This window comes from Calothrix sp. NIES-2098, assembly GCF_963875125.1.
Classification (GTDB): domain Bacteria; phylum Cyanobacteriota; class Cyanobacteriia; order Cyanobacteriales; family Nostocaceae; genus Aulosira.
This window is the reverse complement of record NZ_CAWNKJ010000001.1, coordinates 7,654,637-7,677,696: the sequence shown is the minus strand read 5'-3', so window position 1 is coordinate 7,677,696 and position 23,060 is coordinate 7,654,637. Positions and strand designations below refer to the sequence as shown.

17 protein-coding genes and 1 pseudogene are annotated in these 23,060 nt (G+C 41.9%); 11 read left to right on the top strand and 7 right to left on the bottom strand.

Going from position 1 to position 23,060, the window contains the following annotated elements:
• Nucleotides 1-75: 75 nt before the first annotated feature.
• Both AACU33_RS32370 and AACU33_RS32365 read right to left on the bottom strand, forming a co-directional pair.
• Nucleotides 76-915 (bottom strand): SWIM zinc finger family protein, encoded by an 840-nt coding sequence (locus tag AACU33_RS32370; RefSeq protein ID WP_096594367.1) that lies wholly within the window; start codon nucleotides 913-915, stop codon nucleotides 76-78.
• A gap of 115 nt (nucleotides 916-1,030) precedes the next feature.
• Nucleotides 1,031-4,267, bottom strand: coding sequence for a DEAD/DEAH box helicase (locus AACU33_RS32365; protein WP_096594366.1), 3,237 nt, complete (start codon nucleotides 4,265-4,267; stop codon nucleotides 1,031-1,033).
• A gap of 341 nt (nucleotides 4,268-4,608) precedes the next feature.
• On the opposite strand from AACU33_RS32365, the gene AACU33_RS32360 reads away from it, so the two are divergent.
• The 4 genes and pseudogenes from AACU33_RS32360 to AACU33_RS32345 all read left to right on the top strand — a co-directional run bounded on the left by AACU33_RS32360 (nucleotide 4,609) and on the right by AACU33_RS32345 (nucleotide 8,606).
• Complete coding sequence (locus AACU33_RS32360; RefSeq protein ID WP_096594365.1) at nucleotides 4,609-5,154, top strand: GNAT family N-acetyltransferase; 546 nt, start codon at nucleotides 4,609-4,611, stop codon at nucleotides 5,152-5,154.
• Nucleotides 5,155-5,256: 102 nt separating this feature from the next.
• Nucleotides 5,257-7,413: a polyribonucleotide nucleotidyltransferase gene (locus AACU33_RS32355; protein WP_096594364.1), complete on the top strand. Its 2,157-nt coding sequence runs from the start codon at nucleotides 5,257-5,259 to the stop codon at nucleotides 7,411-7,413.
• 541 nt (nucleotides 7,414-7,954) lie between these two features.
• Nucleotides 7,955-8,116, top strand: a pseudogene (locus tag AACU33_RS32350) (Uma2 family endonuclease); the annotation flags it as partial.
• A 226-nt stretch (nucleotides 8,117-8,342) separates the two neighbouring features.
• Nucleotides 8,343-8,606 (top strand): DUF3146 family protein, encoded by a 264-nt coding sequence (locus AACU33_RS32345; RefSeq protein WP_096595462.1) that lies wholly within the window; start codon nucleotides 8,343-8,345, stop codon nucleotides 8,604-8,606.
• Nucleotides 8,607-8,618: 12 nt separating this feature from the next.
• On the opposite strand, the gene AACU33_RS32340 is transcribed toward AACU33_RS32345, so the two are convergent.
• The 3 genes from AACU33_RS32340 to ntcA form a co-directional block, all read right to left on the bottom strand.
• Nucleotides 8,619-9,065: a pre-16S rRNA-processing nuclease YqgF gene (locus tag AACU33_RS32340; RefSeq protein WP_096594363.1), complete on the bottom strand. Its 447-nt coding sequence runs from the start codon at nucleotides 9,063-9,065 to the stop codon at nucleotides 8,619-8,621.
• A 113-nt stretch (nucleotides 9,066-9,178) separates the two neighbouring features.
• Complete coding sequence (locus tag AACU33_RS32335; RefSeq protein WP_096594362.1) at nucleotides 9,179-10,672, bottom strand: DUF3084 domain-containing protein; 1,494 nt, start codon at nucleotides 10,670-10,672, stop codon at nucleotides 9,179-9,181.
• Between the two features lie 168 nt (nucleotides 10,673-10,840).
• Nucleotides 10,841-11,512, bottom strand: a complete 672-nt coding sequence (gene ntcA, locus AACU33_RS32330) for a global nitrogen regulator NtcA (protein ID WP_010998529.1) — start codon at nucleotides 11,510-11,512, stop codon at nucleotides 10,841-10,843.
• A 380-nt stretch (nucleotides 11,513-11,892) separates the two neighbouring features.
• Here ntcA and fabI point away from each other — a divergent pair, with 380 nt between their 5' ends.
• The 6 genes from fabI to AACU33_RS32300 all read left to right on the top strand — a co-directional run bounded on the left by fabI (nucleotide 11,893) and on the right by AACU33_RS32300 (nucleotide 19,517).
• Complete coding sequence (gene fabI, locus AACU33_RS32325) at nucleotides 11,893-12,669, top strand: enoyl-ACP reductase FabI (protein WP_096594361.1); 777 nt, start codon at nucleotides 11,893-11,895, stop codon at nucleotides 12,667-12,669.
• 97 nt (nucleotides 12,670-12,766) lie between these two features.
• The gene (hisB, locus tag AACU33_RS32320; RefSeq protein ID WP_096594360.1) at nucleotides 12,767-13,411 is read left to right on the top strand and encodes an imidazoleglycerol-phosphate dehydratase HisB; all 645 of its coding nucleotides are present in this window, start codon (nucleotides 12,767-12,769) and stop codon (nucleotides 13,409-13,411) included.
• A 180-nt stretch (nucleotides 13,412-13,591) separates the two neighbouring features.
• Complete coding sequence (locus tag AACU33_RS32315; protein WP_096594359.1) at nucleotides 13,592-14,578, top strand: ABC transporter ATP-binding protein; 987 nt, start codon at nucleotides 13,592-13,594, stop codon at nucleotides 14,576-14,578.
• 474 nt (nucleotides 14,579-15,052) lie between these two features.
• Nucleotides 15,053-16,537: an SLBB domain-containing protein gene (locus AACU33_RS32310; RefSeq protein WP_096594358.1), complete on the top strand. Its 1,485-nt coding sequence runs from the start codon at nucleotides 15,053-15,055 to the stop codon at nucleotides 16,535-16,537.
• A gap of 113 nt (nucleotides 16,538-16,650) precedes the next feature.
• Entirely contained in the window at nucleotides 16,651-18,312 is a 1,662-nt protein-coding gene (locus AACU33_RS32305; protein ID WP_096594357.1) for an alpha/beta hydrolase, read from the top strand.
• 365 nt (nucleotides 18,313-18,677) lie between these two features.
• Entirely contained in the window at nucleotides 18,678-19,517 is an 840-nt protein-coding gene (locus AACU33_RS32300) for an SPFH domain-containing protein (protein WP_096594356.1), read from the top strand.
• Here the strand turns inward: AACU33_RS32300 and folP are convergent.
• Together folP and tpiA are read right to left on the bottom strand one after the other, a co-directional pair.
• Nucleotides 19,514-20,368: a dihydropteroate synthase gene (gene folP, locus AACU33_RS32295; protein WP_096594355.1), complete on the bottom strand. Its 855-nt coding sequence runs from the start codon at nucleotides 20,366-20,368 to the stop codon at nucleotides 19,514-19,516. The two genes, AACU33_RS32300 and folP, sit on opposite strands and share 4 nt — an antisense overlap.
• 159 nt (nucleotides 20,369-20,527) lie before the next feature.
• Nucleotides 20,528-21,253, bottom strand: a complete 726-nt coding sequence (gene tpiA / locus AACU33_RS32290; protein ID WP_096595461.1) for a triose-phosphate isomerase — start codon at nucleotides 21,251-21,253, stop codon at nucleotides 20,528-20,530.
• A 211-nt stretch (nucleotides 21,254-21,464) separates the two neighbouring features.
• Between tpiA and AACU33_RS32285 the strand changes: the two genes are divergently transcribed.
• Nucleotides 21,465-22,940: a GTP-binding protein gene (locus AACU33_RS32285; protein WP_096594354.1), complete on the top strand. Its 1,476-nt coding sequence runs from the start codon at nucleotides 21,465-21,467 to the stop codon at nucleotides 22,938-22,940.
• Nucleotides 22,941-23,060: the final 120 nt, after the last annotated feature.

Here is a 23,060-nt window from a genome sequence, read left to right as displayed (position 1 = left end):
CCACGCTGGTGGCTACCATACAAGCATTTTTAAGCGTAGCTAACAAACGCACTGGCTCTAAAATCAAAATTGGTATTAACCTTCTCCTACATTCATTGCAGCTAAAACAGCCTTCTGCCTAACATCTTGGTAAACTGTCTCCAAATACTTCATTACCACATCAGCAGAAGTTATATTTAATACATTTTCCTCATCTTTGGCTAAGGGTATTGCGCCCAATACATCTAAAACTGTCTCGCTAGCACTAGGCGCAATTACTACTAAAGAGGAATCGAGTGGTTGATTGTACTGCCAGAATGAGTCAAGTTTAATTGTGGATTGATTGTTAGTAATTGGCTGTTGAATATCAGCAGATGTTTCTGTTGGCGAAACTTCAATTTTAGCGCTACGTAATAGGCGTAAATCGTTGATAATTTGCTCTTTGCTACGTCCGCGCAATTTAAATAGTACAAAAGGATCTTCACTGAAGCGATCGCCTAACTGATAATACACTGCTCCTACGTGTTTACAAGGGTTAGCTTTATCAGGACAAGAACATTTACTGCGAACATCTGAAAGAGTAAATGGAAATAAAGAAAGTCCATTTGCCGTAAAGACTTCTTCGATATTCTGTGGCATTTCTCCTGCTAATAACTTAGCCGCAAAAATTGCCTTTTTGGACATTGTTTCAATTACATAACCCCATTCTTCATCGCTAAATGGTTCCAGAGAAAGAGAAACTTTATAAGGTTCTACTTCGCTACCTTGTACTCTAGCTAATACTTTTGCACCTTTAAATTCAATGCTTAAGACATTCCCTTGACGAGAATAGTTTCTTGCACGTTCTAAACGCTTTTTAAAACGATAGGAATCTAATAAATCTAGCCACCTTTGTGACCACCATTCACGACTTGCTTGCAAAGTGTAATTAGTCATAAACATTTACAATTTAAGATTAATTCCCAGATTAAATAAATCTTTACTAACCACAGATACACACAGATATTTATCGGTGTGCATCCGTGTTTATCTGTGGTTCTGGCAAAATTGTTTATCCTTCATCCTCTTCAATGACAGAACTGCGATCGAGTAAAAGTAAATTGCGGAGTTGGTCTGTATCTAGTTCAGTTAACCAATCTTCTCCAGCACCTACAACTTGTTCTGCAAGTTGTTTTTTACTTTCAATCATATCGTGAATTTTCTCTTCTAATGTGCCAGTGCAGACAAATTTGTGGACTTGGACATTGCGGGTTTGACCAATCCGAAATACTCGGTCTGTAGCTTGATTTTCGACTGCGGGGTTCCACCATCTATCAAAGTGGAAAACATGATTTGCTCTCGTTAAATTCAACCCCACACCCCCAGCTTTTAAGGAAAGAATCATAATTGGTGGCCCTTGGGGGTCGTGTTGGAAACGGTCGATCATTTCCTCACGTTGTTTTTTACTAGTGCTACCATACAAGAAAAATATTTCTCGCCCTAACTGTTTTTCTAAATGGGGTTTGAGTAACTTACCCCATTCCGCAAATTGAGTGAAGATTAAAGCGCGATCGCCTTCCGATAAAGCTTCTTCTAGCATTTCATCCAAACGCTGAAGTTTGGCTGAATGATATTTATCTAATGTGCTTTCTTTTAAATATTGGGCTGGATGATTGCAGACTTGTTTGAGCTTGATTAATAAAGCTAAAATCATACCTCGGCGTTGTAATCCTGTGGCAGTGTCAATCTCTGCTAAAGAATCTTCCACCACTTTTTGATAAAGCGTGGCTTGTTCGGGAGTAAGTCCACAAAATACCGTCATTTCCTGCTTTTCTGGCAAGTCTTGAATAATATCACGATCTGTCTTCAGTCGCCGCAGAATAAATGGTTGTACTAATGAACGCAATTGATTTAATGAAGCAGAATCGCCATACTTTTCAATCGGCATGGCAAATCGCCTTTGAAAAAACTGCTTATTGCCCAAATAACCAGGATTGAGAAAATCTAAAATAGACCATAATTCTTGCAATCTATTTTCTACTGGTGTACCAGTTAAAGCAATACGAAATGTTGTTTCTAATTGTCTAACTGCTTGTGATTGCTTGGCATCAGAATTTTTAACATTCTGTGCTTCATCTAACACTATTGTTTGCCAATCAACACTCTGCAATGATTTGATATCTCGGTGAATCAGTGAGTAACTAGTTACAACTAAATCATACTTTTTCACGGTTTCTGTAAACGTCTTACCTTTGGGGCGTTTATCACCGTGATACTGTAAAATTTTGAGTGTAGGAGCAAATTTTTTAACTTCCCGTTCCCAGTTTCCTAATACAGAAGTAGGACAAACTAGTAGAGTAGGTTTTTCTAGTGCATCCTGTTCTTTCAAATGTAAAAGAAAAGCGATGAACTGGATGGTTTTCCCTAAACCCATATCGTCTGCAAGACAAGCACCCAAACCCCAACGTTCTAAGAAAGCTAGCCAAGCTGCACCTCGCTCTTGATAAGGTCGCAACTGTCCTTTAAAGTTGGCGGGTGTGGGTAAAGGTGCGATCGCCTGATTATTTGTCAGCGCCCCGATTAACTCTTGTAATGCACCAGATGCTTCAAAACTGACTACTGGTAATTTTTCAATTGCCTGGGTATCCCCTGTACTCAAGCGCAAAGCGTCTTCCAAGGAAAGCGCCATTTTTTCTTTACGGGAAGCAAAAAAGGCTTGCGCTGTCTTAATATCTTGGGATCGTAACTCCACCCACTCACCGTTAATTTCTACTAGTGGGCTATTTAATGCTACCAGCCTGTCAAACTGAGCTTTAGAAATTGTTTGCCCACCAATCGCCAATTGCCACTGAAAATTCAGCAAACTCTGCAATCCTAAGCGCCCTTGCTTTTGATTTGGCGTTTCCGCAGTAATTTTCAAACCCAAACGGTTCGCCCATCCTTCACGGTTTGCCAAACTAGGCGGTAAAACTACCCCTAAACCACTATCTTCAAATCTCCAAGCTACAGACTTAATAAATTCATAAGCCTGCATGGGGTTAAGACTACAAGATTCAGGATAGTCACTTTCTAAACTGGGTGCAATTCCTCCATACAATCGGGAAGCTAACCCCAAGCCGCGCAGAAAAGTTTCTTGGGGTTCTGCGATGGTGCGATTTTGATATGTTAATTGCTCAACTGGGTGTTGCCAAATAGTGGCCGCATCTACCAAAAACTCTGGATCGTCCGCAGCTTGGAGATAATATACCAATTTCCATTCTGATTCTCCAGCCTCAGGCGATCGCAATTCAAAACAAGTACGAAATAGAGCTTTATGAGTTAATTGGTATTGTAGCGGCATCGTCCAAGCTGTTAGTGCCGCTTGTAATCTTTCTAAGCCAATAGGATCTGCACTAACTGTTTGAGATTCACTAATTAAAGCTTGCAACCACTGACGCACCGCTGCTGGTAAAGATGCCATCACCCTACTTTCAATTGGGGATTGGGAACCTACCATTTCTCGGACTTGAGTATCTATCGTACTGTTGAGAAATCCTAACAGTAATTCTTGCGGTTGTAGCGGTAAATCTATATATATTTGGGATGCAGTTAATTCTTCATTCTCCAGCGGTTTCTGATAAGTGCGGCAAGCTAATGGCATCAACTGAGAAAATTTTTCCAATCTTGTGCCATCTACAGCACTATCCAAAAGTACTTGCCACCTAGCATCTATCGAACTATCAGATTGTTTTTGAATTGTTGGTAAAAACTTACACCGAGAAATTAAATCTAAACTCCAACGGGCAACCTGCGACCAAAAGCGTAAATCTCCGCCTAAAAAAACATCTTCCCCGTTAATCGTACTTAAAGGAAGAGAAGAAAGAAATTTCATTGCTGCGGCAGGATTTAAACAAAAACCCTCAATTCGCCAAGGGTGGATATATGATGTAGAGTCTGTTTTTTGTATAGGAATAAATTGTGTTTCGACTACAGCAGAATGTATCGGCAAAATGCTGCTGTCTGATATTTGAGTTGGTAAACCAATGATTTGGGATGCTCCCGGCAAATTTACTTCAGTAACACTTATACTTTGACGTTTTCTTCCTGCACTTACAGCTACTTGCGGTTGTTGGATAAAGTTAGCAATTTTCAGATTTCGAGAATGCAACCACTCGCTTAACTCCTGTGGTGCCATTGCCAATGGATGTGATGGTATATCAAAATCAGCATTAGAATCAAGATTAACTTGTGAAGAACGCCAAGTTTCTCCCCAAATAAATAAACAACTATTTTGCTTTTTACTTAACCAAATACCGTGTAAAATCGCCATTTTTAACTACCAAGCTACTAATTATCTGTTAGGTTATGTCAATAATTCATTATAAATATTAGGCTATAAAAATCACTGTTACTCATATTTTTGATCGGTTATTTTAGCTAATTGAAATATAGCATTTGCTATGAATTCAACAAATTGATTTGGTTCAACGAGCCTTTAACCTCTTTCTTTGCGTTTGGTTCTCTTATGCATCAAATTAAGTTTGGTGAACTACTAGCATAATTAGATACAAATTTATCTGCCTTTATCATCTTCTATCGGCGGTTAATTATTACAAATATAGAATTGTCACTATATAATAAATATCAATAATTAATAAATAATCATAATTAATGGAATTTCCCCTTTATCAAGTTACAACAAATAGCATCAAAGTAGAACTAGATTATATACATCCTCAAGAGCAGGAGATAGTCAGGGCATTACTAAATCTAGTAATTATTGAAGGGAAAACTTATCCTCAAAAGCAACCCCTTTCTTCAGCAGAATTTGCGGCTTATTGGTTGAGTCAGGATGCCTTTGTTGTTAGGGCAGTTGAGCAGAGCAATACACACAAACCTAAAGAGATATTAGGCGCATTTTATTTGAAACCAAACTTCCCTGGTCGGTGCAGCCATATTTGCAACGCTGGTTTTATTGTACAACCACAGTTACGAGGTCAAGGCATAGGGCGGTTTATGGGAGAGGCGATGCTAGCGATCGCGGCTAGCCTCGGCTACGAAGCAGTCATGTTCAATTTGGTCTTTGAAACTAATATACCGTCAATTACACTGTGGCAGAAATTGGGATTTGAAATTATTGGGCGCATTCCGCACGCAGCTAAATTAGCCGATGGGCAAGTGGTAGAGGCACTAATGATGTATCGTGCTTTATGTTGACAAAGTTGTTTATCTTTGTATGTTCCTGAAGCCAGCCATAGTGCATAAATGTTAGGATTGCCACAGAGAGAGAATAGCGTGCATAGAAGGAAAAAAAACTGAATGACAGAAGTTGATAAGTCAATATCCTTTGACGGACGGGATATTCGACTGAAGGTAGGCCTGCTAGCACCCCAAGCTGGTGGGTCGGTTTTGATACAATCAGGGGATACAGCTGTTTTAGTGACGGCTACGCGATCGCAAGCCAGAGAAGGCATTGATTTTCTTCCCCTCACAGTAGATTACGAAGAAAGACTATATGCTGCGGGTAGGATTCCCGGCGGGATCATGCGGCGTGAAGGTCGTCCACCAGAAAAAACAATTCTTACTAGCCGTCTGATAGACCGTCCCCTGCGTCCGCTGTTCCCTTCATGGTTGCGGGATGACTTGCAAATTGTCGCTTTGACATTGTCAATGGATGAGCAAGTACCACCCGATGTGCTCGCTGTTACAGGTGCTTCTATTGCTACTCTAATTGCTCAAATTCCCTTTAACGGGCCAATGGCAGCCGTCAGAGTAGGTTTGGTAGGCGATGATTTCGTTATTAACCCTACCTACGCAGAAATTGAAGCGGGAGATTTGGATCTGGTGGTTGCAGGTTCGCCAGATGGTGTGATCATGGTAGAGGCGGGAGCCAATCAGTTACCAGAACGCGATATTATCGAGGCGATTGATTTTGGCTACGAAGCTGTCCGAGATTTAATCCAGGCGCAACTAGATTTAGTTCAAGAACTCGGTCTAGAAATTGTCCACCGAGAACCGCCAGAAGTCGACCCAACTTTAGACCAATTTATTAGCGATCGCGCCAGTGAAGAGATTAAGAAAATTCTCGCGCAATTTGAATTAACAAAGCCAGAGCGCGATGCCGCTTTGGATGTAGTTAAGGAAAGTATAGCAAATGCGATCGCGGAACTTCCTGAAGAAGATCCCATTCGTGTTGCGACAACCGCTAACAGCAAAGCCCTTGGTAACACTTTCAAGGAAATTACCAAACACTTCATGCGCCGTCAAATTATCGAAGACAACGTTCGCGTTGATGGTCGCAAACTCGATGAAGTGCGTCCCGTTTCTTGTTTAGTTGATGTCTTACCTAAGCGCGTTCACGGTAGTGGCTTATTTAACCGGGGACTCACTCAGGTATTATCTGCTTGTACCCTAGGTACACCTGGAGATGCTCAAAACCTCAGCGATGACCTGCAAGTAGACCAATCTAAACGCTACTTACACCATTACAACTTCCCACCCTTCTCAGTCGGGGAAACTAAGCCGATGCGCGCCCCAGGAAGGCGGGAAATTGGTCATGGCGCATTAGCAGAGCGAGCGCTGTTACCCGTGCTACCACCGAAAGAACAATTTCCTTACGTAATTCGCGTAGTATCGGAAGTCCTATCTTCCAATGGTTCTACCTCGATGGGTTCGGTGTGCGGTTCCACCCTAGCGTTAATGGATGCTGGCGTACCAATTATTAAACCTGTTAGCGGTGCAGCAATGGGTCTGATTAAAGAAGGAGATGAAGTCCGCGTTCTTACTGATATTCAGGGTATCGAAGACTTTTTAGGCGACATGGACTTTAAAGTGGCTGGTACGGATGCGGGGATTACAGCCTTACAAATGGATATGAAGATCTCTGGTCTGTCATTGGACATTATTGCCCAAGCCATCCATCAAGCCAAGTCAGCCCGCTTGCACATTTTAGACAAAATGCTGCAAACCATCGAGCAACCACGCACAGAAACTTCACCCTACGCTCCACGTCTGTTGACCATTAAGATCGATCCCGACATGATTGGTCTGGTGATTGGGCCTGGAGGTAAGACAATCAAAGGCATCACCGAGGAAACAGGTGCAAAAATTGACATTGAAGATGATGGCACCGTTACAATTTCCGCGGTGGATGAAAGCAAGGCGAAGAGAGCCAGAAATATCATCCAAGGTATGACCCGCAAGCTGCACGAAGGTGACGTTTATGTAGGACGCGTGACTCGCATTATACCTATTGGTGCCTTTGTAGAATTTTTACCCGGAAAAGAAGGCATGATCCACATTTCTCAACTAGCTGACTACCGCGTTGGTAAAGTTGAAGATGAAGTAGCCGTTGGCGATGAAGTGATTGTCAAAGTGCGCGAAATTGACAACAAAGGTCGGATTAATCTCACACGTTTAGGTATTCATCCTGACCAAGCAGCTGCGGCACGAGAAGCAGCAGCAGTAAATCGATAAATCGATTTGGGATTTTAGATTGAATCTAAAATCCGCGATGCCTTAGGGCAAGGCATCGCTGTATGCTTCTCTAAATAGTTGTCAAAATTATTCGAGCTGAACGACTGAAGTTGCGGCTAAAGAAGCTCCGCCTATATAGACAGGCTCAATGTAATTAGGGACTTTCAAAAATTAAAAAATACCTAAATCTTAGGGGCATGGTATAGATAAGATGTTTGTTTTACTAAAAGTCTTTAGATGCCGTGTCCCTACTTGTCGAGCGATTTATTTTCGTTCTTTTGTACCTGGTATGCCAAATTATTAGTTAAACATCAAAACTTGTTTAAAAAATATAGGTCAAAAACAAACCTCTACTTGATATCTAAAATATTATTAAATAATGTCCATTTTTATTGTTTGACAAGGGTTTTATGATTATTGCGGATGAGATTTAGCATAACATCTAATGAAGAGCCAATATAGATATTTATGCTCGTTTACTTATACGAGTTAAAAATCTGATTTAAACAATTATTCAACCCTTACGTAAATTATTAACAGTGATGACTATCACACAAAAGTTGGTAAATATGAGGTAATAGGTATACCTGAATATTGGATTGTAGATTACCTTGCACTGGGTGCTCGTAAGTTTATCGGTAATCCCAAACAACCTACTATATGTATTTATTTTTTAGTTGAGGATGAATACCAAGTTAGCCAATTATCAAGAGTTGATGCTGGATTTTACGGCGTTCTACTAACTAACGAATGATTAAATTTCATACCCTTTTTGTAATTGGCCATACTTAGTCCGTATAACTACGACTTCAGTCGTTAGGCTCAATTTACAAATACTCACTTTGTCAGTTTCTCAATTTACGCTATGTTTGGTATTACAAGAATTAGCCTACTTGGTTACTTTAATTTCCAACTTAACATCCAGCATTGTGAGTGCTAAACGTCTGCCAGAAACCATCGCCCATGTCAAAATTACCCGCCAATCTTGGCAACACGGCTTCCTTGAGGGTGAAGTGAGTGCGGGTGAGTTTGAGTGGCAGTTCCAATGGCATTTTCGCCGGGGAGAACTGTCTGTGAAGCCTTCTCAAGGTCGCGCTTTAATTAAAGAACCTCTAGGTCGGTTCTTGGAAAAACAAGACTACCAGTTAGAGCCTGGAGGCGATTATGCTTTTACTATTCGCGCTGAACTTTAGTTAAGCAGTTATTTAACTGTTAACTGATTCAGCTAAACGATTTAAGTACCTTTCGATTAAAAGAATGGCAACAATATCATCTATTGGTCGTGGAGGTTGTCGCATACCCTGCGGTAATAGCTTTGTTAATCCTTTGGGAGGGTACATTTGCCAATAGCGATCGCGTGCTTCTAAAGTTGTGTAGCGCTCATCTACTAAAACAATATTTAGTGGTTCTGTTAATTCTTGGCCCAGTCTTTGTTTCCACTGCTTGGCTGTTGTTTGGTCGCCCATTACCATTAAGGATACAGGTAACTGCTGACGCAGGGTTTCGATTGTGGCGATCGCTTCACTTGCCGCTACAACCTGATGATAATGTATTTGTCGATCTAGTCCAATTACTGCTAAACCACACTTGTCTCGACCGGGATCAAAGCCTAAAATGACTGGTTGTGTCGGTGAGAATTCACGGAAAGTCATAAGTAATTTAAAATTCAAAATTTTATTACAATTCTGGCAACAAGCTTTTTGGTAAGAGCCTATTTAATTATGTAAATAGGCTGATATGGCTATTAAGTTGTGTTGATAATTTTTTAAGTGCTAAAAATAACTTGACCGTTGAATATTGCCACTAGCTTCACTCTCAGCGGCCCAGCTGTAAAAGTATCCTCAGCTGCGATCGCTTTAATTTCTAAAGGTTGATCGAATTGTCTCAGTTGGGCAACAAAGCGCAAAAAAGTACCATCTATTTGTACATTTTCAATAATTCCAGCGTTACGAGCGCGAAATTGAGAAGCAGAAATCAGCAGATCTAGCCGCTGTCTTAACTGATAAGAAGTCATCGTTTTGGGATCGGCAGTAGTAGTGGCTAATACCTGTCCCCCGGAAAAGACTAGTTGGTTTTTTGCTGTATCAGTAAAAAATTCTATCTGTTTTTCACCTCTAACGTAATTGCCAGCAGAAAAAATTCGCATGACATATTCACGACCATCATTAATCTGCTTGATCAATTGCTCAATTCTATCTTGGGTAACGTGCAGTATCTCTACATTATTTACTGTATTTGTCCCAGGTTCAGCTAATTCAAGCAGTGCATTCTGATTAGCTTCCTTTAGTAATTGGATAACTGCCTGACGCGCTGCGGTAGGTTGGTTAACCTGAATTACAGCCGCAGCCAGAACTTGACCCCGCACCAAAGCCAATTTACCTAAACGGAGGTCACGGTAAGACTGATAATATTTTTCCAGCCTTGCTACTTCTTGTTCTAGATAATTTTGTTGCTTTTCCAATTCTTGAAGACGAGATTCCCGCTTGGCAATCACCTGTTCGCGGGCTGCAACTTCTAGATTGCGCTGTTGAATCAGTTTATCTAACTGGGAAATTTTTTGATCTCGCTGTTCAATTGCTTCTTGCCGATTGGCTAATTCGCGATCGCGTTTGGCTATAGCTGTTTTGGCTTCGTCAATTGCTTTTTTTGCTTCAGCATAGAGTCTTTGGCGTTCTATCTTCCGTTGTTCAATTTCCGCCAAGAGATTCTTTTTCTCATCGTAAACGCTTTGCAGTTCGGCTATTGCTTTTTGATATTGCGCTACAACTTGTCCCAATTGGCTTTGAGTGCGGTTGAGTTGGGATTGGGTTTGGGCTTGTTGAGTAACAGTACGATTTAATTGAGCCTGCGTTGCTTGTTGTTTAGCATTCGCCGCCTGTAAGGACTTGTTAATTGCTTGTAAGTCTTGTTGAGCTTGGGCTTGTTCTTTTCTTGCCTGGTTGAGCTCGCTTTCTACCTGGCTTTTCTGGGTTTCTGTGGTTTTTAACTGTTCGCGCTTATTCCTCAGATCCCTTTGAATATCTTCTAATTCAAATACTCCTTTGCGCAATCCTTCATCCGCAGCAAATAAAATTGCCAGGGTTGATGCTGAAATTAAAGTACCCGTAAAAATAGTTACCAGTACTGCCGTATTTTTGGGACGTAACTTAAATAGAGAGAGGCGCGCCTTGCCAACGCGCGTGCCGATGCGATCGCCCACGGTGGCAAGCAAGCCTCCCAAAATTAAAATTGCTGCGATGAGGATGTACCCAGTGGTCATCTTCAGCTACCGAAATGCTTCCAGATACAGCCTACTACTTTCAACCATTTTTTGTGGGGGATAAGAGAATGACAATAGCTGAATTTACTCAATTTTTAGCTCTACCTCCATTATGGGCGTCATCTCTAAAAAAACAACACATGCCACCTCTACTTCCCCCAATTGGGTTTAAGTAAATTGCCTACTTAAGGTGACGGGTTTATGCACAGTAATCTTTTTTTTGTGGATAGAAATCATTTTTTTCTCGCGTAAATCTCCAAGTAACCTAGTGACGGTAACGCGAGTAGATCCAATTGCTTCCGCGATCGCCTGATGAGATAGCTTGAGATCGATTGTGATTCCATCAGCACAAGGAACGCCAAAATCGCGACAGAGAATTAATAAAAAACTTACTAACCTTGAACCCATATCTCGGTGTGCAAGAGTTTCAATCATCATCTCTGTTTGTAATATTCGCGAAGACAAACCTCGCAGCATTAACATTGATAATTCTGGATTTTCCTTGAGTGCTTGCTCCACCTGTTCAATTGGAGCTGACAGTAATTCTACAGGGGTAAATGCAACGGCATGGTAAAACCTATCTGACTTATTTCCTGTCAACAATGACAACACACCAAAAACACTATTTTCCCGCAGTAGTGCTACCGTTATTTCTTCTCCTGCTTCATAAACCCTGGAAAGCTTAACAGCACCTTTTAAAAGAAAATAAACTCGTTCAGCAGGATCGCCAGGAAAAAAGATCGTTTTATTGCGTTCAAACGTTTCTACAACCGGAGGAAACGCTCCGGTTGCCATCTGACGAAAAACATTTGCTAGGGCTTTATCTTGTGTCACGATCATCTCCCTTCCCCTACCCAATGCCGGAAAAACAAAAACTGATTACCTAAGAATACACCTGAAAAATCAATAAGGCACCGTCAACCTTTCTGTACTTTCCTATACTCAAAATCTCTGCTTCATAGTTATTTGTTTATAATGATACATAATTATTGATATTTTTAGCTAGAGCTTTTTGAAAAGGTACTTATAATAGCTGTATTCAAAAGGTTTTTTGAAGAAAAAATCAAGATATCTTGAGAATATCTTAAGGAATAAAGAGTAATTTTATTGCTGTAAACACTCTCACCAATAATCATTTTTACGAATCCTGTGTAAAACAAAGACAAACTAGTGTCAGATTCTAGTATGCTCAAGCATGATTGTTCACATTAAAAATTTATATGCTGAATCTGACTGGAAAAAACGCGCTTGTTACAGGTATTGCAAATAACCGTTCAATCGCCTGGGGAATTGCTCAACAACTACACAAAGCTGGAGCTAACTTAGGTATTACCTATTTGCCAGATGAGCGAGGCAAGATGGAGAAAAAAGTTGCGGAATTGGTAGAACCTCTCAACCCCAGCTTATTCTTGCCATGTGATGTCCAAAACGACGAACAGATTCAGTCTACCTTTGAAACAATCGGCAATAAGTGGGGCAAGCTAGACATTTTAGTTCACTGTCTGGCATTTGCAAATAAAGACGATTTAAGTGGAGATTTTAGTCAAACATCACGCTCTGGCTTCAACACAGCACTACAAATTAGTACTTACTCGCTGGTGCAGTTGAGTGGTGCAGCCAAACCTTTGATGACAGAAGGAGGAAGTATCCTCACTCTCTCGTATTTAGGTAGCGTTAGAGCAATTCCCAACTATAACATTATGGGAGTTGCTAAGGCAGGATTAGAAGCAAGCGTCCGTTACCTAGCGGCTGAACTCGGCCCGCAAAATATTCGCGTAAATGCCATTTCCGCAGGCCCCATTCGCACTTTAGCATCTAGTGCGGTGGGAGGCATATTAGATATGATTCATCATGTAGAGCAAGTTGCTCCTCTACGGCGTACAGTCACTCAACTAGAAGTAGGCAACACTGCTGCTTTCTTATGTAGCGATTTGTCCAGTGGAATTACAGGACAAGTTATATATGTGGATGCAGGATATGAAATTATGGGAATGTAGTAATAAGATTTGGGAATAGAGTATAGGGAATTGGGCATTGGATTGAGAAACACTCATCCTCTATACTCTATGCCCCATCGCCTATGCCCCATTAACTATGCAAATCAGCGACCGTCAAGTTAACTTCCCCCAATACGACCAATCTCACCCCAGTCCTCGGATTGCTTCGGTTCATCGCACTACTGGTGAAACCGATGTCCGAGTTACTGTCAACCTCGATGGTACAGGGATTTGTCAGGCAGCAACTGGCATTCCATTTTTGGATCATATGCTGCATCAAATAGCCTCCCACGGTTTGATTGACTTGGAGGTGCAAGCCAAGGGAGACTGGGAAATTGACGACCACCACACTAACGAAGATGTGGGCATCACCCTAGGACAAGCTTTAAGTAAAGCACTAGGCGATCGCAAAGGTATTGTCCGTTTTGGTAATTTTCTGGCACCACTTGATGAAGCATTAGTTCAGGTAGCACTAGACTTTTCTGGCAGACCTCACCTCAGCTATGGTTTACAAATTCCTACCGAGCGCGTGGGAACTTATGATACTCAACTAGTACGGGAATTTTTTGTGGCACTGGTGAACCACAGTCAATTAACACTACACATTCGCCAGCTAGATGGCATTAATTCCCATCACATTATTGAGGCAACATTTAAGGCTTTTGCTAGAGCAATGCGCATAGCGGTAGAAATAGATCCCCGTCGTGCTGGTATGATTCCCAGTTCTAAAGGGGTTTTATAAATCAGGAGGGATGAGGAGTGTGGGGAGTGTGGGAAGAATATAAAAAACCTTTCCACCGCTATTAATCGCTATCAATACCCATGCCCCATGCCCCATTTTTCACCTAGTGTTAGTTCTTGGTAGCCAATGGGTAATCTTTAATTGATACCAAGTTACTGCCTAAAGGTGCATGAAACCGAGATGAAGTCTGTTGCAGACGCTCCTGATGCTCAACTAAATACTCCTAATACTCCGCCAGTAGTATTAACTTCTGAACTGCGAAAAGTTTACCGTACTGGCTTTTGGATGCATCAAAAAGTTACATCGCTCAAAAGTTGCTCTTTAACGGTTTACCAAGGAGAAACTTTTGGACTATTAGGGCCTAATGGTGCTGGTAAAACCACTCTGTTGAAATTATTGCTGGGAATTATCCGTCCTACCACTGGGCGGGGATTATTAATGGGTAAACCATTAGGCGATCGCAGTGTTAAACAGTATATTGGCTACCTGCCAGAAAATCCCTATTTGTATGACTATCTCACTGGCTGGGAATTCTTGCAGCTAGCAGCCGGAATATTTCAAATTCCCTACAGCGTACAACGCCAACGCATTCCCCAACTGCTGGAATTAGTCGGTTTATCTCAAGCTGATGCCCGTAAAAAGCAGATGCGTCGCTACTCGAAGGGGATGTTACAGCGGGTTGGTATGGCACAAGCCCTGATTAACGATCCGGAGTTGGTATTTTTGGACGAACCAATGTCTGGTCTCGATCCTGTGGGACGCTATCAAATGCGGGAAATTATCCTCAAACTCAAAGCCGCAGGTAAGACCATTTTTTTTAACAGCCATATTCTCAGCGAAGTAGAACAACTTTGCGATCGCGTTGCTATTCTCGCTAGAGGTGAATTAATATGCACTGGTTCTTTTGAAGAACTTTTAGGAAGCTCTAGTACATATCACATCAAAGGTATCGGCGGTGATGAAGAATTTCTCCACAAATGGATGCCTGCTGTAGTATTTAAGCCTGATGGTTCTTGGCAAGGGACACTACAACAAGATAATTACTATGACTTTCTTGCCAACCTCCGCGTTATGGGAGGACAAGTTATGGCAATGAATTTATCTCGTACCTCTTTAGAAGAGTTTTTTATCCAACAGATTCAACAAAAAAATAATTCTGTTAGCTAAAACTACTATCTCAGTATATTTCTGATAATCCAAAGAAAAATTTTTGAATTTCGCATTTTGTATAAATGCACTATTTTTGTTGCGAAATTGCGCTTTTTTCTGAAAAAGTTTTAACTTTTAGGGTGCGATAAATACGGAGCAAGTAATTAAGGGATCGGAGAATTCGGATAAATTAATAGTAGCGATCGCTAATACAGTTTGCAAACAATTCAATCTAGACTAATATTACTTTGTACTCTAAGCAAAAACTATCAGTAGATTTATATACATAGTTATAAAAACTTTGCATTTAAGTTGCTGAGACTTTAAGATAGCTTTACTGAAAATTTAAACTCAAACCCTAAATACTCCTCCGGAAGGTCAAGTTTTTCTAAGAAAATAAGAATGTCGGGGAACTTGAATATTTAAGTATAGTCACGATTAAAATGTTTAGACAGTACTTTAGCAATTGTAGTTTCAGAGTCTCGGGTAAATATGCTTAATACAGGTTTGCTGAAAATCCTCACCCAATCAACTCTGGGTGTGGTCTTGTTAACGGCTGTCAATGTCGCTGCGCCATCTGCCAGCCTAGCTCAGCGACAACCAGTATCACCTAATAGGACACCAGTATTACCTACTACGACTACACCACCAGCAGCATCATCAGCTACTATAGATACAAATTATACATTAGGTGGCGGCGACCTTATCCGTGTAAATGTATTTGAAGTACCAGAATATACTGGTGAATACCAAATTCCCCCTGGTGGATCGATCAACTTACCTCTAATCGGTAGTGTCTCGGTTCTAGGGCTAACTACCGAACAGGCTGCTGACGACATTGCTCAAAGATACGCCCGCTTTCTGAAACGCCCTCTGATTTCAGTTAACCTTTTATCACCTCGACCAATCAATATTTTTGTGGCAGGGGAAGTAACACGCCCAGGAGCTTATACTCTGAGCTTGCAGGGAGGAGCCGGAAATAATCCTGGCGTACAATACCCCACTGTATTAGCTGCACTCACTACAGCACAAGGCGTAACATTAGCAGCGGATGTAACTCAAGTTCAATTACGTCGCAAGCTGGGACGGACTGGCGAGCAAACCGTCACACTCAATTTGAAGGAACTCATCCAAACCGGCAGAATCGGGCCGGATATTACCTTACGGGATGGAGATACTATTGTTGTGCCCACAGCAACTACCTTCAACGTAGCCGAAGCACGCAATTTGTTTGCAGCTAACTTTGCTTCCGATCCCAGCAGACCGCGTACAGTCGCAATCATTGGTGAAGTTAACCGTCCTGGATCGTATCTAGTAACAACAGGTACTACAGATGCTCAAGGAGGTGGAGCCAGTGGAACTGGTCTACCAACACTAACACGAGCAATTCAACTAGCCGGGGGAATTACACCACAAGCGGATATTCGCGGTCTTAAGGTACGCAGACCCACAAGAATTGGTACAGAACAAACTATAGATATAAATCTCTGGCAACTATTGCAGAGTGGGGATGCGAATCAAGATGTGATTGTACAGGATGGCGACACAATTGTTGTTCCCACTGCTACTGAGATTAACCCCGCAGAAGCTACTCAATTAGCTACAACTAGCTTATCGCCTACAAGCATTCAAGTTGGTGTGGTAGGCGAAGTCAAACGACCCGGATCTGTAGAACTTAAGCCCAATAGTTCCTTAAACCAAGCATTGCTGGCTGCTGGTGGATTTAACGATGCTAGAGCGAAAAGCGGTGCTGTAGATTTGATTCGCCTCAACCCCAATGGTTCTGTGACTAAACGAGTAGTACAAGTAGATTTCTCTCAAGGCATTAATGAGAAAACCAATCCTATACTCCGCAATAATGATGTGGTGGTAGTTAGCCGGAATGGTGTAGCCCGCACTGGTGATACCCTCGGTGCATTGTTCAGTCCGATAGGTGGTGTCTTGAGTATTATCAGAACTATATTTACCGGATTTTAAATTTGGGCATCAACTGGGGACAATGGTTAAGTATTTTTGTCCCCAAACTGCAACAAAAGCGAATCTTCAGCAGTCAGAGTTATGCGTTATGAACTGTTAGTAACTAATAACTAATGGCTAATCTGTGTTCTCGGCTTGGCAGACAAGGGCGTAAAATATCCTGGGTGCAAGGGTTGGTGTGTAGCATGACCATTGCTCTGAGTTCGGCTTTTGGGATGTCTTCTACTTTAGCCGCCGAGAAGGTTACTATTCGCCTAGGCCCGTTTCAGCAATCAATAGCGATCGCTGATTTAGAAACATTTGCCAAAACAGGAAAACTCCCACAGCACCTGCAAATTTATGGTGCCTTACTGACCCCCCAATTCAGAGAATTGCTCAATCGGCGTTTGGAAGTAGATCCAGATGTTGCAGACAAATTCTTTGATGATTTGGTGCGATCGCCACAAGGTCAACAATTAATTTCATCCTTAGGAGTCGCCATCCCAGGTAGTACGATTGAAGGGTTACAAACGGCACTTAACCTCTCTCTACGTCAAGTTAACGGTTTGAATGCTGTGGGATTCTTACGTGCATACCCACAGGAGAATGTCACTGTAGATGCTACTAAAGCCATTCAAATAGCGATAGAATTCAATGCGAATTACCTGCAAAGTCAAGCTTTGGGTGCTTTACTAGAACGCGATCTGTTTGTCAAAAACCCTACAGCTTTTCAACCGAGCTTCGATCCTGCTGCTATGGGTAAAGAAGTAGTACAGCAGCAAACCCTAACTCTACAAGACAACAAACGTAAAAGAATTATTCCTGTAGATATTTATTGGAGTAAGAATCAGTCGCCAGCTCCACTGGTTGTACTTTCCCACGGCTTCGGTGCTAACCGGAGATTTTTTGGCTATTTAGCGCGTCATTTAGCTTCTCACGGCGTCACTGTGGCTGCGATTGAACATCCAGATAGTCAAGTTAATTCTGTGAAGAAAAGCTCGCAAGCAGCTGATTTAGCGCAACTACTACCTGCTACAGAATTTATTGAACGACCAAAAGATATTAGTTTCTTACTCAACGAACTAGCAAAGCTCAACACTCAATCGGGGCAATTTCAAGGCAAATTTAACACCGAAAATGTTAGTGTAATCGGTCACTCTTTGGGAGGTTATACTGCTTTAGCGTTGTTAGGGGGAGAAGTCGATTTAGAAGAATTACGGCGATACTGTAAAAATTCTCTTTCCTTAAACGAATCGCCTGGAGATTGGTTGCAGTGTGCAGCAGCGCCTTTAAAAGAGCAAAAACTTCAGTTAAAAGATGAGCGAGTTAAAAGTGCGATCGCTCTTAATCCTTTAATCGGCAAACTCTTTGGCAATAAGGGTTTATCTCAAGTTACCAAGCCAGTATTATTTTTAACTGGAACCGAAGATGCTCTAACCCCAGCATTAAAGCATCAAATAGCACCTTTTGCGCAACTGGGTGGTGCGAAATATTTATTAACAGCGATTGGTGGTACTCACTTAAGTATTAGCGATCCTGCATATAGTGTTAGTACAGTTACTACTCTGGTGAAAGAAAAGCGAGGCGAAGAAACCAATTCCCTACGCCAGTTAATTCGTGGCGTCACCTTAGCGTTTGTGAAACAGTCAACCCCAGAAGCAAAAATTTACCAACCGTTTCTCACACCAGCTTACGCTCAATCTCTTTCGACATCTCAATTACCCTTACGTCTGAATTCTGATTTGCCAGGAAGTATCAAAACTTGGTTGAGTTTTGGGTCAAAATTGGAATTTTAGGTATCTATTAATATAACTAATTAAAATAAGCTAAGTACTGTAGTTGCCAAAATACTGTGTGCGGAAGATTATTGCTGAGACTGAAATCTGCGATCGCTCAGACAGTACCAATAACGTATAAGGTATAGCCTAAAACCATTGTGATTACGAAGTTATACCTTGCCACTATGTAATCTAAATGCTTTAATAGCGATTGCATTCAGCCAAACTTTTCTCACTGCACAAGGCTAGCTGAGACTTACGCGCGGCTGTTGCTCCTGGTGTTCGGAAAATTACAGATACAAAACATTAGACTTAGAAATAGGACAAGATAGTACCATGTCCTTTAAACTAAAATTTCTCCAAAAGCTAAATTAGGAGCAGATATGGAGCCAATCATTGCTATAGTCTTAGCGCTTATAGGTTATGCCTTAGGATCTGCAAAACTGATAAATCAAGGCAATGTCGCCTTGGTAGAACGATTAGGAAAATACCATCGAAAACTTAGTCCTGGGCTAAACTTTATTGTTCCCCTTGTCGATCAGATCGTCATGGAAGACACGACGCGAGAACAGTATATAGACATTAAACCCCAAAATGTCATCACTAGAGATAATATCTACTTAGAAGTTGATGCTATCCTCTACTGGCGGATTAAAGATATAGAAAAAAGTTTTTACGCAATTGATGATCTTCAAGGCGCACTTGTACAGTTAGCTCATACGACACTTCGGGAAATCATCGCTCAAAATACAGTGGAAGAAACCAATGTCTCGCGATCGGAAATGGACAGAGCCATTTTAGATCAGTTGAATGAGACAACGGCAGGCTGGGGAGTTGAGATTATCCGTTTAGATATTCAGAGAATTACCCCACCTGAAAGCGTACGCAAGTCAATGGAAGAAGAACGCGCTGCTGAAATCAAAAAACGAGCGCTAATTTCAGAAGCTGAAGGCGAAAGGCAAGCTGCGATTAAGAAAGCTGAAGGAACCATGACTTCAATGCAAATAATTGCTGAAGCGTTACGTACAAATCCTGAAAGTAAAGAAATTCTCCGCTATCTTGTTGCTCAAGACTACATCAATGCTAGCTACAGGCTAGGAGAAAGCCAGAATGCCAAAGTTGTCTTTGTAGATCCAGGTAAAAGTGGTGACTTGATGAAAGAAGTAATTGCCGAATCAGTCACTCATGAGAATGGCAAGGAAAATGGCAATGGTGCTGCTTAAGCTTGTGCTGACTGCCGAAATATCGCATCCGTAACCAGCGATACATCGCGCATTTCTTTAACATCATGAACTCGGAGGATATCAGCGCCATTAAAAATGGCCGCAGAACAAGCCGCCGCTGTTCCCCAGACTCGTGCCTTTGGATCGGGTTGATTTAAAATCCGACCAATGAAACTTTTACGGGATGGCCCTACTAAAATAGGGCAATTAAGCGCTGTGAGCGATCGCAAGTGGCGAAAAATTTCTAAATTTTGCTCGTAGTTCTTAGCAAAGCCAATACCAGGATCGATCATAATTTTTTGCCGATCGATACCCGCATCTGTTGCAGCTGCAATTTGCTTTGCGAGAAAACTATAAATTTCTGCCATTAAATCTTGATAATTAGTTTGTTGTTGCATCGTCTGCGGGTTTCCCCGGATGTGCATCAACACAATAGGCACGCCTAAACTGGCTACTGTTGGTAACATTTCTGAGTCAAACGTGCCGCCAGAAATATCATTAATCATATCAGCCCCAGCCGCTACAGCAGCTTTAGCTACATCGGCTCTAGTTGTATCTACAGAAATCGGTATAGTAATTTTGGCTCGGAGTTCGCGTATAACTGGTAACACTCGTTCAAGTTCTTCAGCCAGAGTTATTTGCTCTGACTCCGGCCGCGTTGATTGACCACCTACATCAATAATGTCAGCACCAGCTGCTACCAGCGCTTGTGCTTGTGCTAAAGCCGCAGTGGTAGTATTAAACTGACCGCCATCACTAAAGCTATCAGGTGTTACATTCAATACACCCATTAAATAAGTCTGCTGTCCCCATTGGAAACAGCGTTCTCGAATTATCAAATCAGTTGGCATATCTTCATCAAATGCTGAAGCGCATCCTCAAGCACCATTGATGGGGCAAAACATGAGTTACCAGGCTCGGCCTGGTAATGCGCTGACTGTAGTGAAGCAACATCCCAAACAGCAGGCATTCCTTGGCAGAGCGAGGAAAAGAGAATATAGGATATGACACTACTTATAGTTCACAATCCTGGCGAAACTGTCAGGTTCTAGGCTGGCTCCTCCTACTAGAACACCATCAATTTCTGGTTGAGCCATAATCTCATCAATATTATTGGGCTTAACTGAGCCACCATATTGAATCGAAACATTGGGATTACTTAACTGGCTGCGAATTAAGCCAATTACCCGATTCGCCTCTGTTACTTCACAAGTATCACCTGTGCCAATTGCCCAAATCGGTTCATAGGCAATCACCAGGTTATCTTGATCGACACCCACCAGTCCTTTGTCTAGCTGGCGGCTAATCAGTGCTTCAGTCTCCCCACCATCTCTTTGTTGTTTTGTTTCACCTACACATAAAATTGGGGTAAGACCGTACTTTTGCGCAGCTTTGAGGCGGAGATTAACAGTTGCGTCTGTTTCACCAAAGTATTGCCGTCGTTCGCTATGACCGACAATAACAAAGCGCACACCAGTTTCTTTGAGCATCGGGCCAGAAATTTCACCAGTGTAGGCTCCATTTTCTTCCCAGTGGACATTTTGTGCCCCTAGCTGTACACGACTACCGTGCAAACTCTTAGATAAAATGCTTAAGTTAGTAAAAGGAGGGCACAATATAACTTCTCGCTCTTGGGGGGTTTCCTCCAAGTGAGGCAAAAATCCCCGTAAAAAATCTAGGGATTCTGCCTGAGTTTTGAACATTTTCCAGTTACCGGCAATAACGATTTTCCGCACAGGTGATTTAGTCAAGTTCCTAACGCTACTAGATGCATTTTTCACTCTAGAACATTTTGCACCCCAAAATCTTCAGCTATTTACGGAAATCACAGCCAAAAGTCTTGATGGATCTCCAACATCCTCCTATTTTCCTCTCTCCTCAAACCCTTGCTAAAAAACACTAGGATCGGATATGAGGTAAATCCAAAATCTCAAATTTAAAATTCACATGACTTCTACATTGCCCGAACCTCATCACAGCAATTCACCCAATACTGATGCCGATTCCCTGAACTGGGAGGAAGAACTTGATAGTGCCATTTTCAGCTTTGAAGACATCCAGACAGAACTCAACTATAAAAAGGCACAAACGGCGTTACGAAATTTGGTAGCCAATCTCGACCTTTCCCCCCAAGAAAAGCGCGGTTTAGAGACAGAAATTAACGATCTGGAAACCATGCTAGGGAAGTTAGATCGCATGGTGGTACAGATTGCTGCTTTTGGGATGGTGGGACGCGGTAAATCCTCCCTACTTAATGCTTTAGTTGGGCAACCAGTGTTTGAAACTGGCCCTTTGCATGGCGTAACGCGAGATGCTCAAAGAGTTAATTGGAGTATTAACGAGGAAGCCATTGGCGAAAAAGATCGCGCTTTGCGAGTTACTCTACCAGCAGTCGGTCAATCTCAGGTGGAATTAATTGATACGCCGGGATTAGATGAAATTGATGGCGATACCCGTGCTGCTTTAGCCGAACAAGTAGCAAAACAAGCAGATTTAATTCTGTTTGTAATTGCTGGCGATATGACGAAGATCGAACAAATTGCGCTTTCGCAGTTGCGGGAAGCTGGCAAACCGATAATTCTGGTGTTTAACAAAGTAGACCAGTACCCAGAAGCTGACAGGATGGCAATTTATCACAAAATTCGGGATGAGAGAGTCAAAGAACTAGTTTCACCCTTAGAAATTGTCATGGCGGCTGCATCACCATTGGTAAAAACGGCGGTTCTTCGCCCTGATGGTAGTAGGGGTATACAGTTGCGTACGGGTAATGCCCAAATTGACGAACTGAAGCTGAAAATTTTGGAAATTCTGCACCGTGAAGGTAAAGCTTTGGTGGCTCTGAATACAATGCTTTACGCAGATACAGTGAATGAGCAATTAGTGCAGCGAAAACTCACGATTCGCGAACAGAATGCGAATCAACTAATTTGGAAAGCTGTGATGACCAAAGCATTAGCGATCGCACTCAATCCTGTCACTGTAGTAGATATACTCAGCAGCATCGCCATTGATATTTTTCTCATTTTACGTTTATCTAAACTCTACGGCATTCCCATGACCGAAGCTGGCGCTGTGCAATTGTTGCAAAAAATTGCTCTGAGTATGGGTGGTATCGGTGTCAGCGAACTTCTGGCAAATTTGGGCTTGAGTGGATTAAAAACTTTACTGGGTATCTCTGCAACTGCTACTGCTGGTGCTGCTATTGGCCCTTATATCTCAGTAGCAGTAACCCAAGCTGGCGTCGCTGGTGTTTCTTCCTATGGTATTGGACAAGTGACGAAAGCTTATTTAGCCAATGGTGCAACTTGGGGGCCTGATGGGCCAAAAGCAGTAATTAGCCGGATTTTGTCAACTCTAGATGAAGCTTCTATTCTCAACCGCATTAAAGAAGAATTGCTACTCAAAGTAAAACTAAGAAATTAATGTAGAGAAAAAGTGATTTAGCAAACGATCGCTACTGGCAATTGCATACATCTTCGCCTAACAAAAGATGCATCATTAGGAAGGTAAAAATATCAGTTAATAATATACTGGTCGTCATAA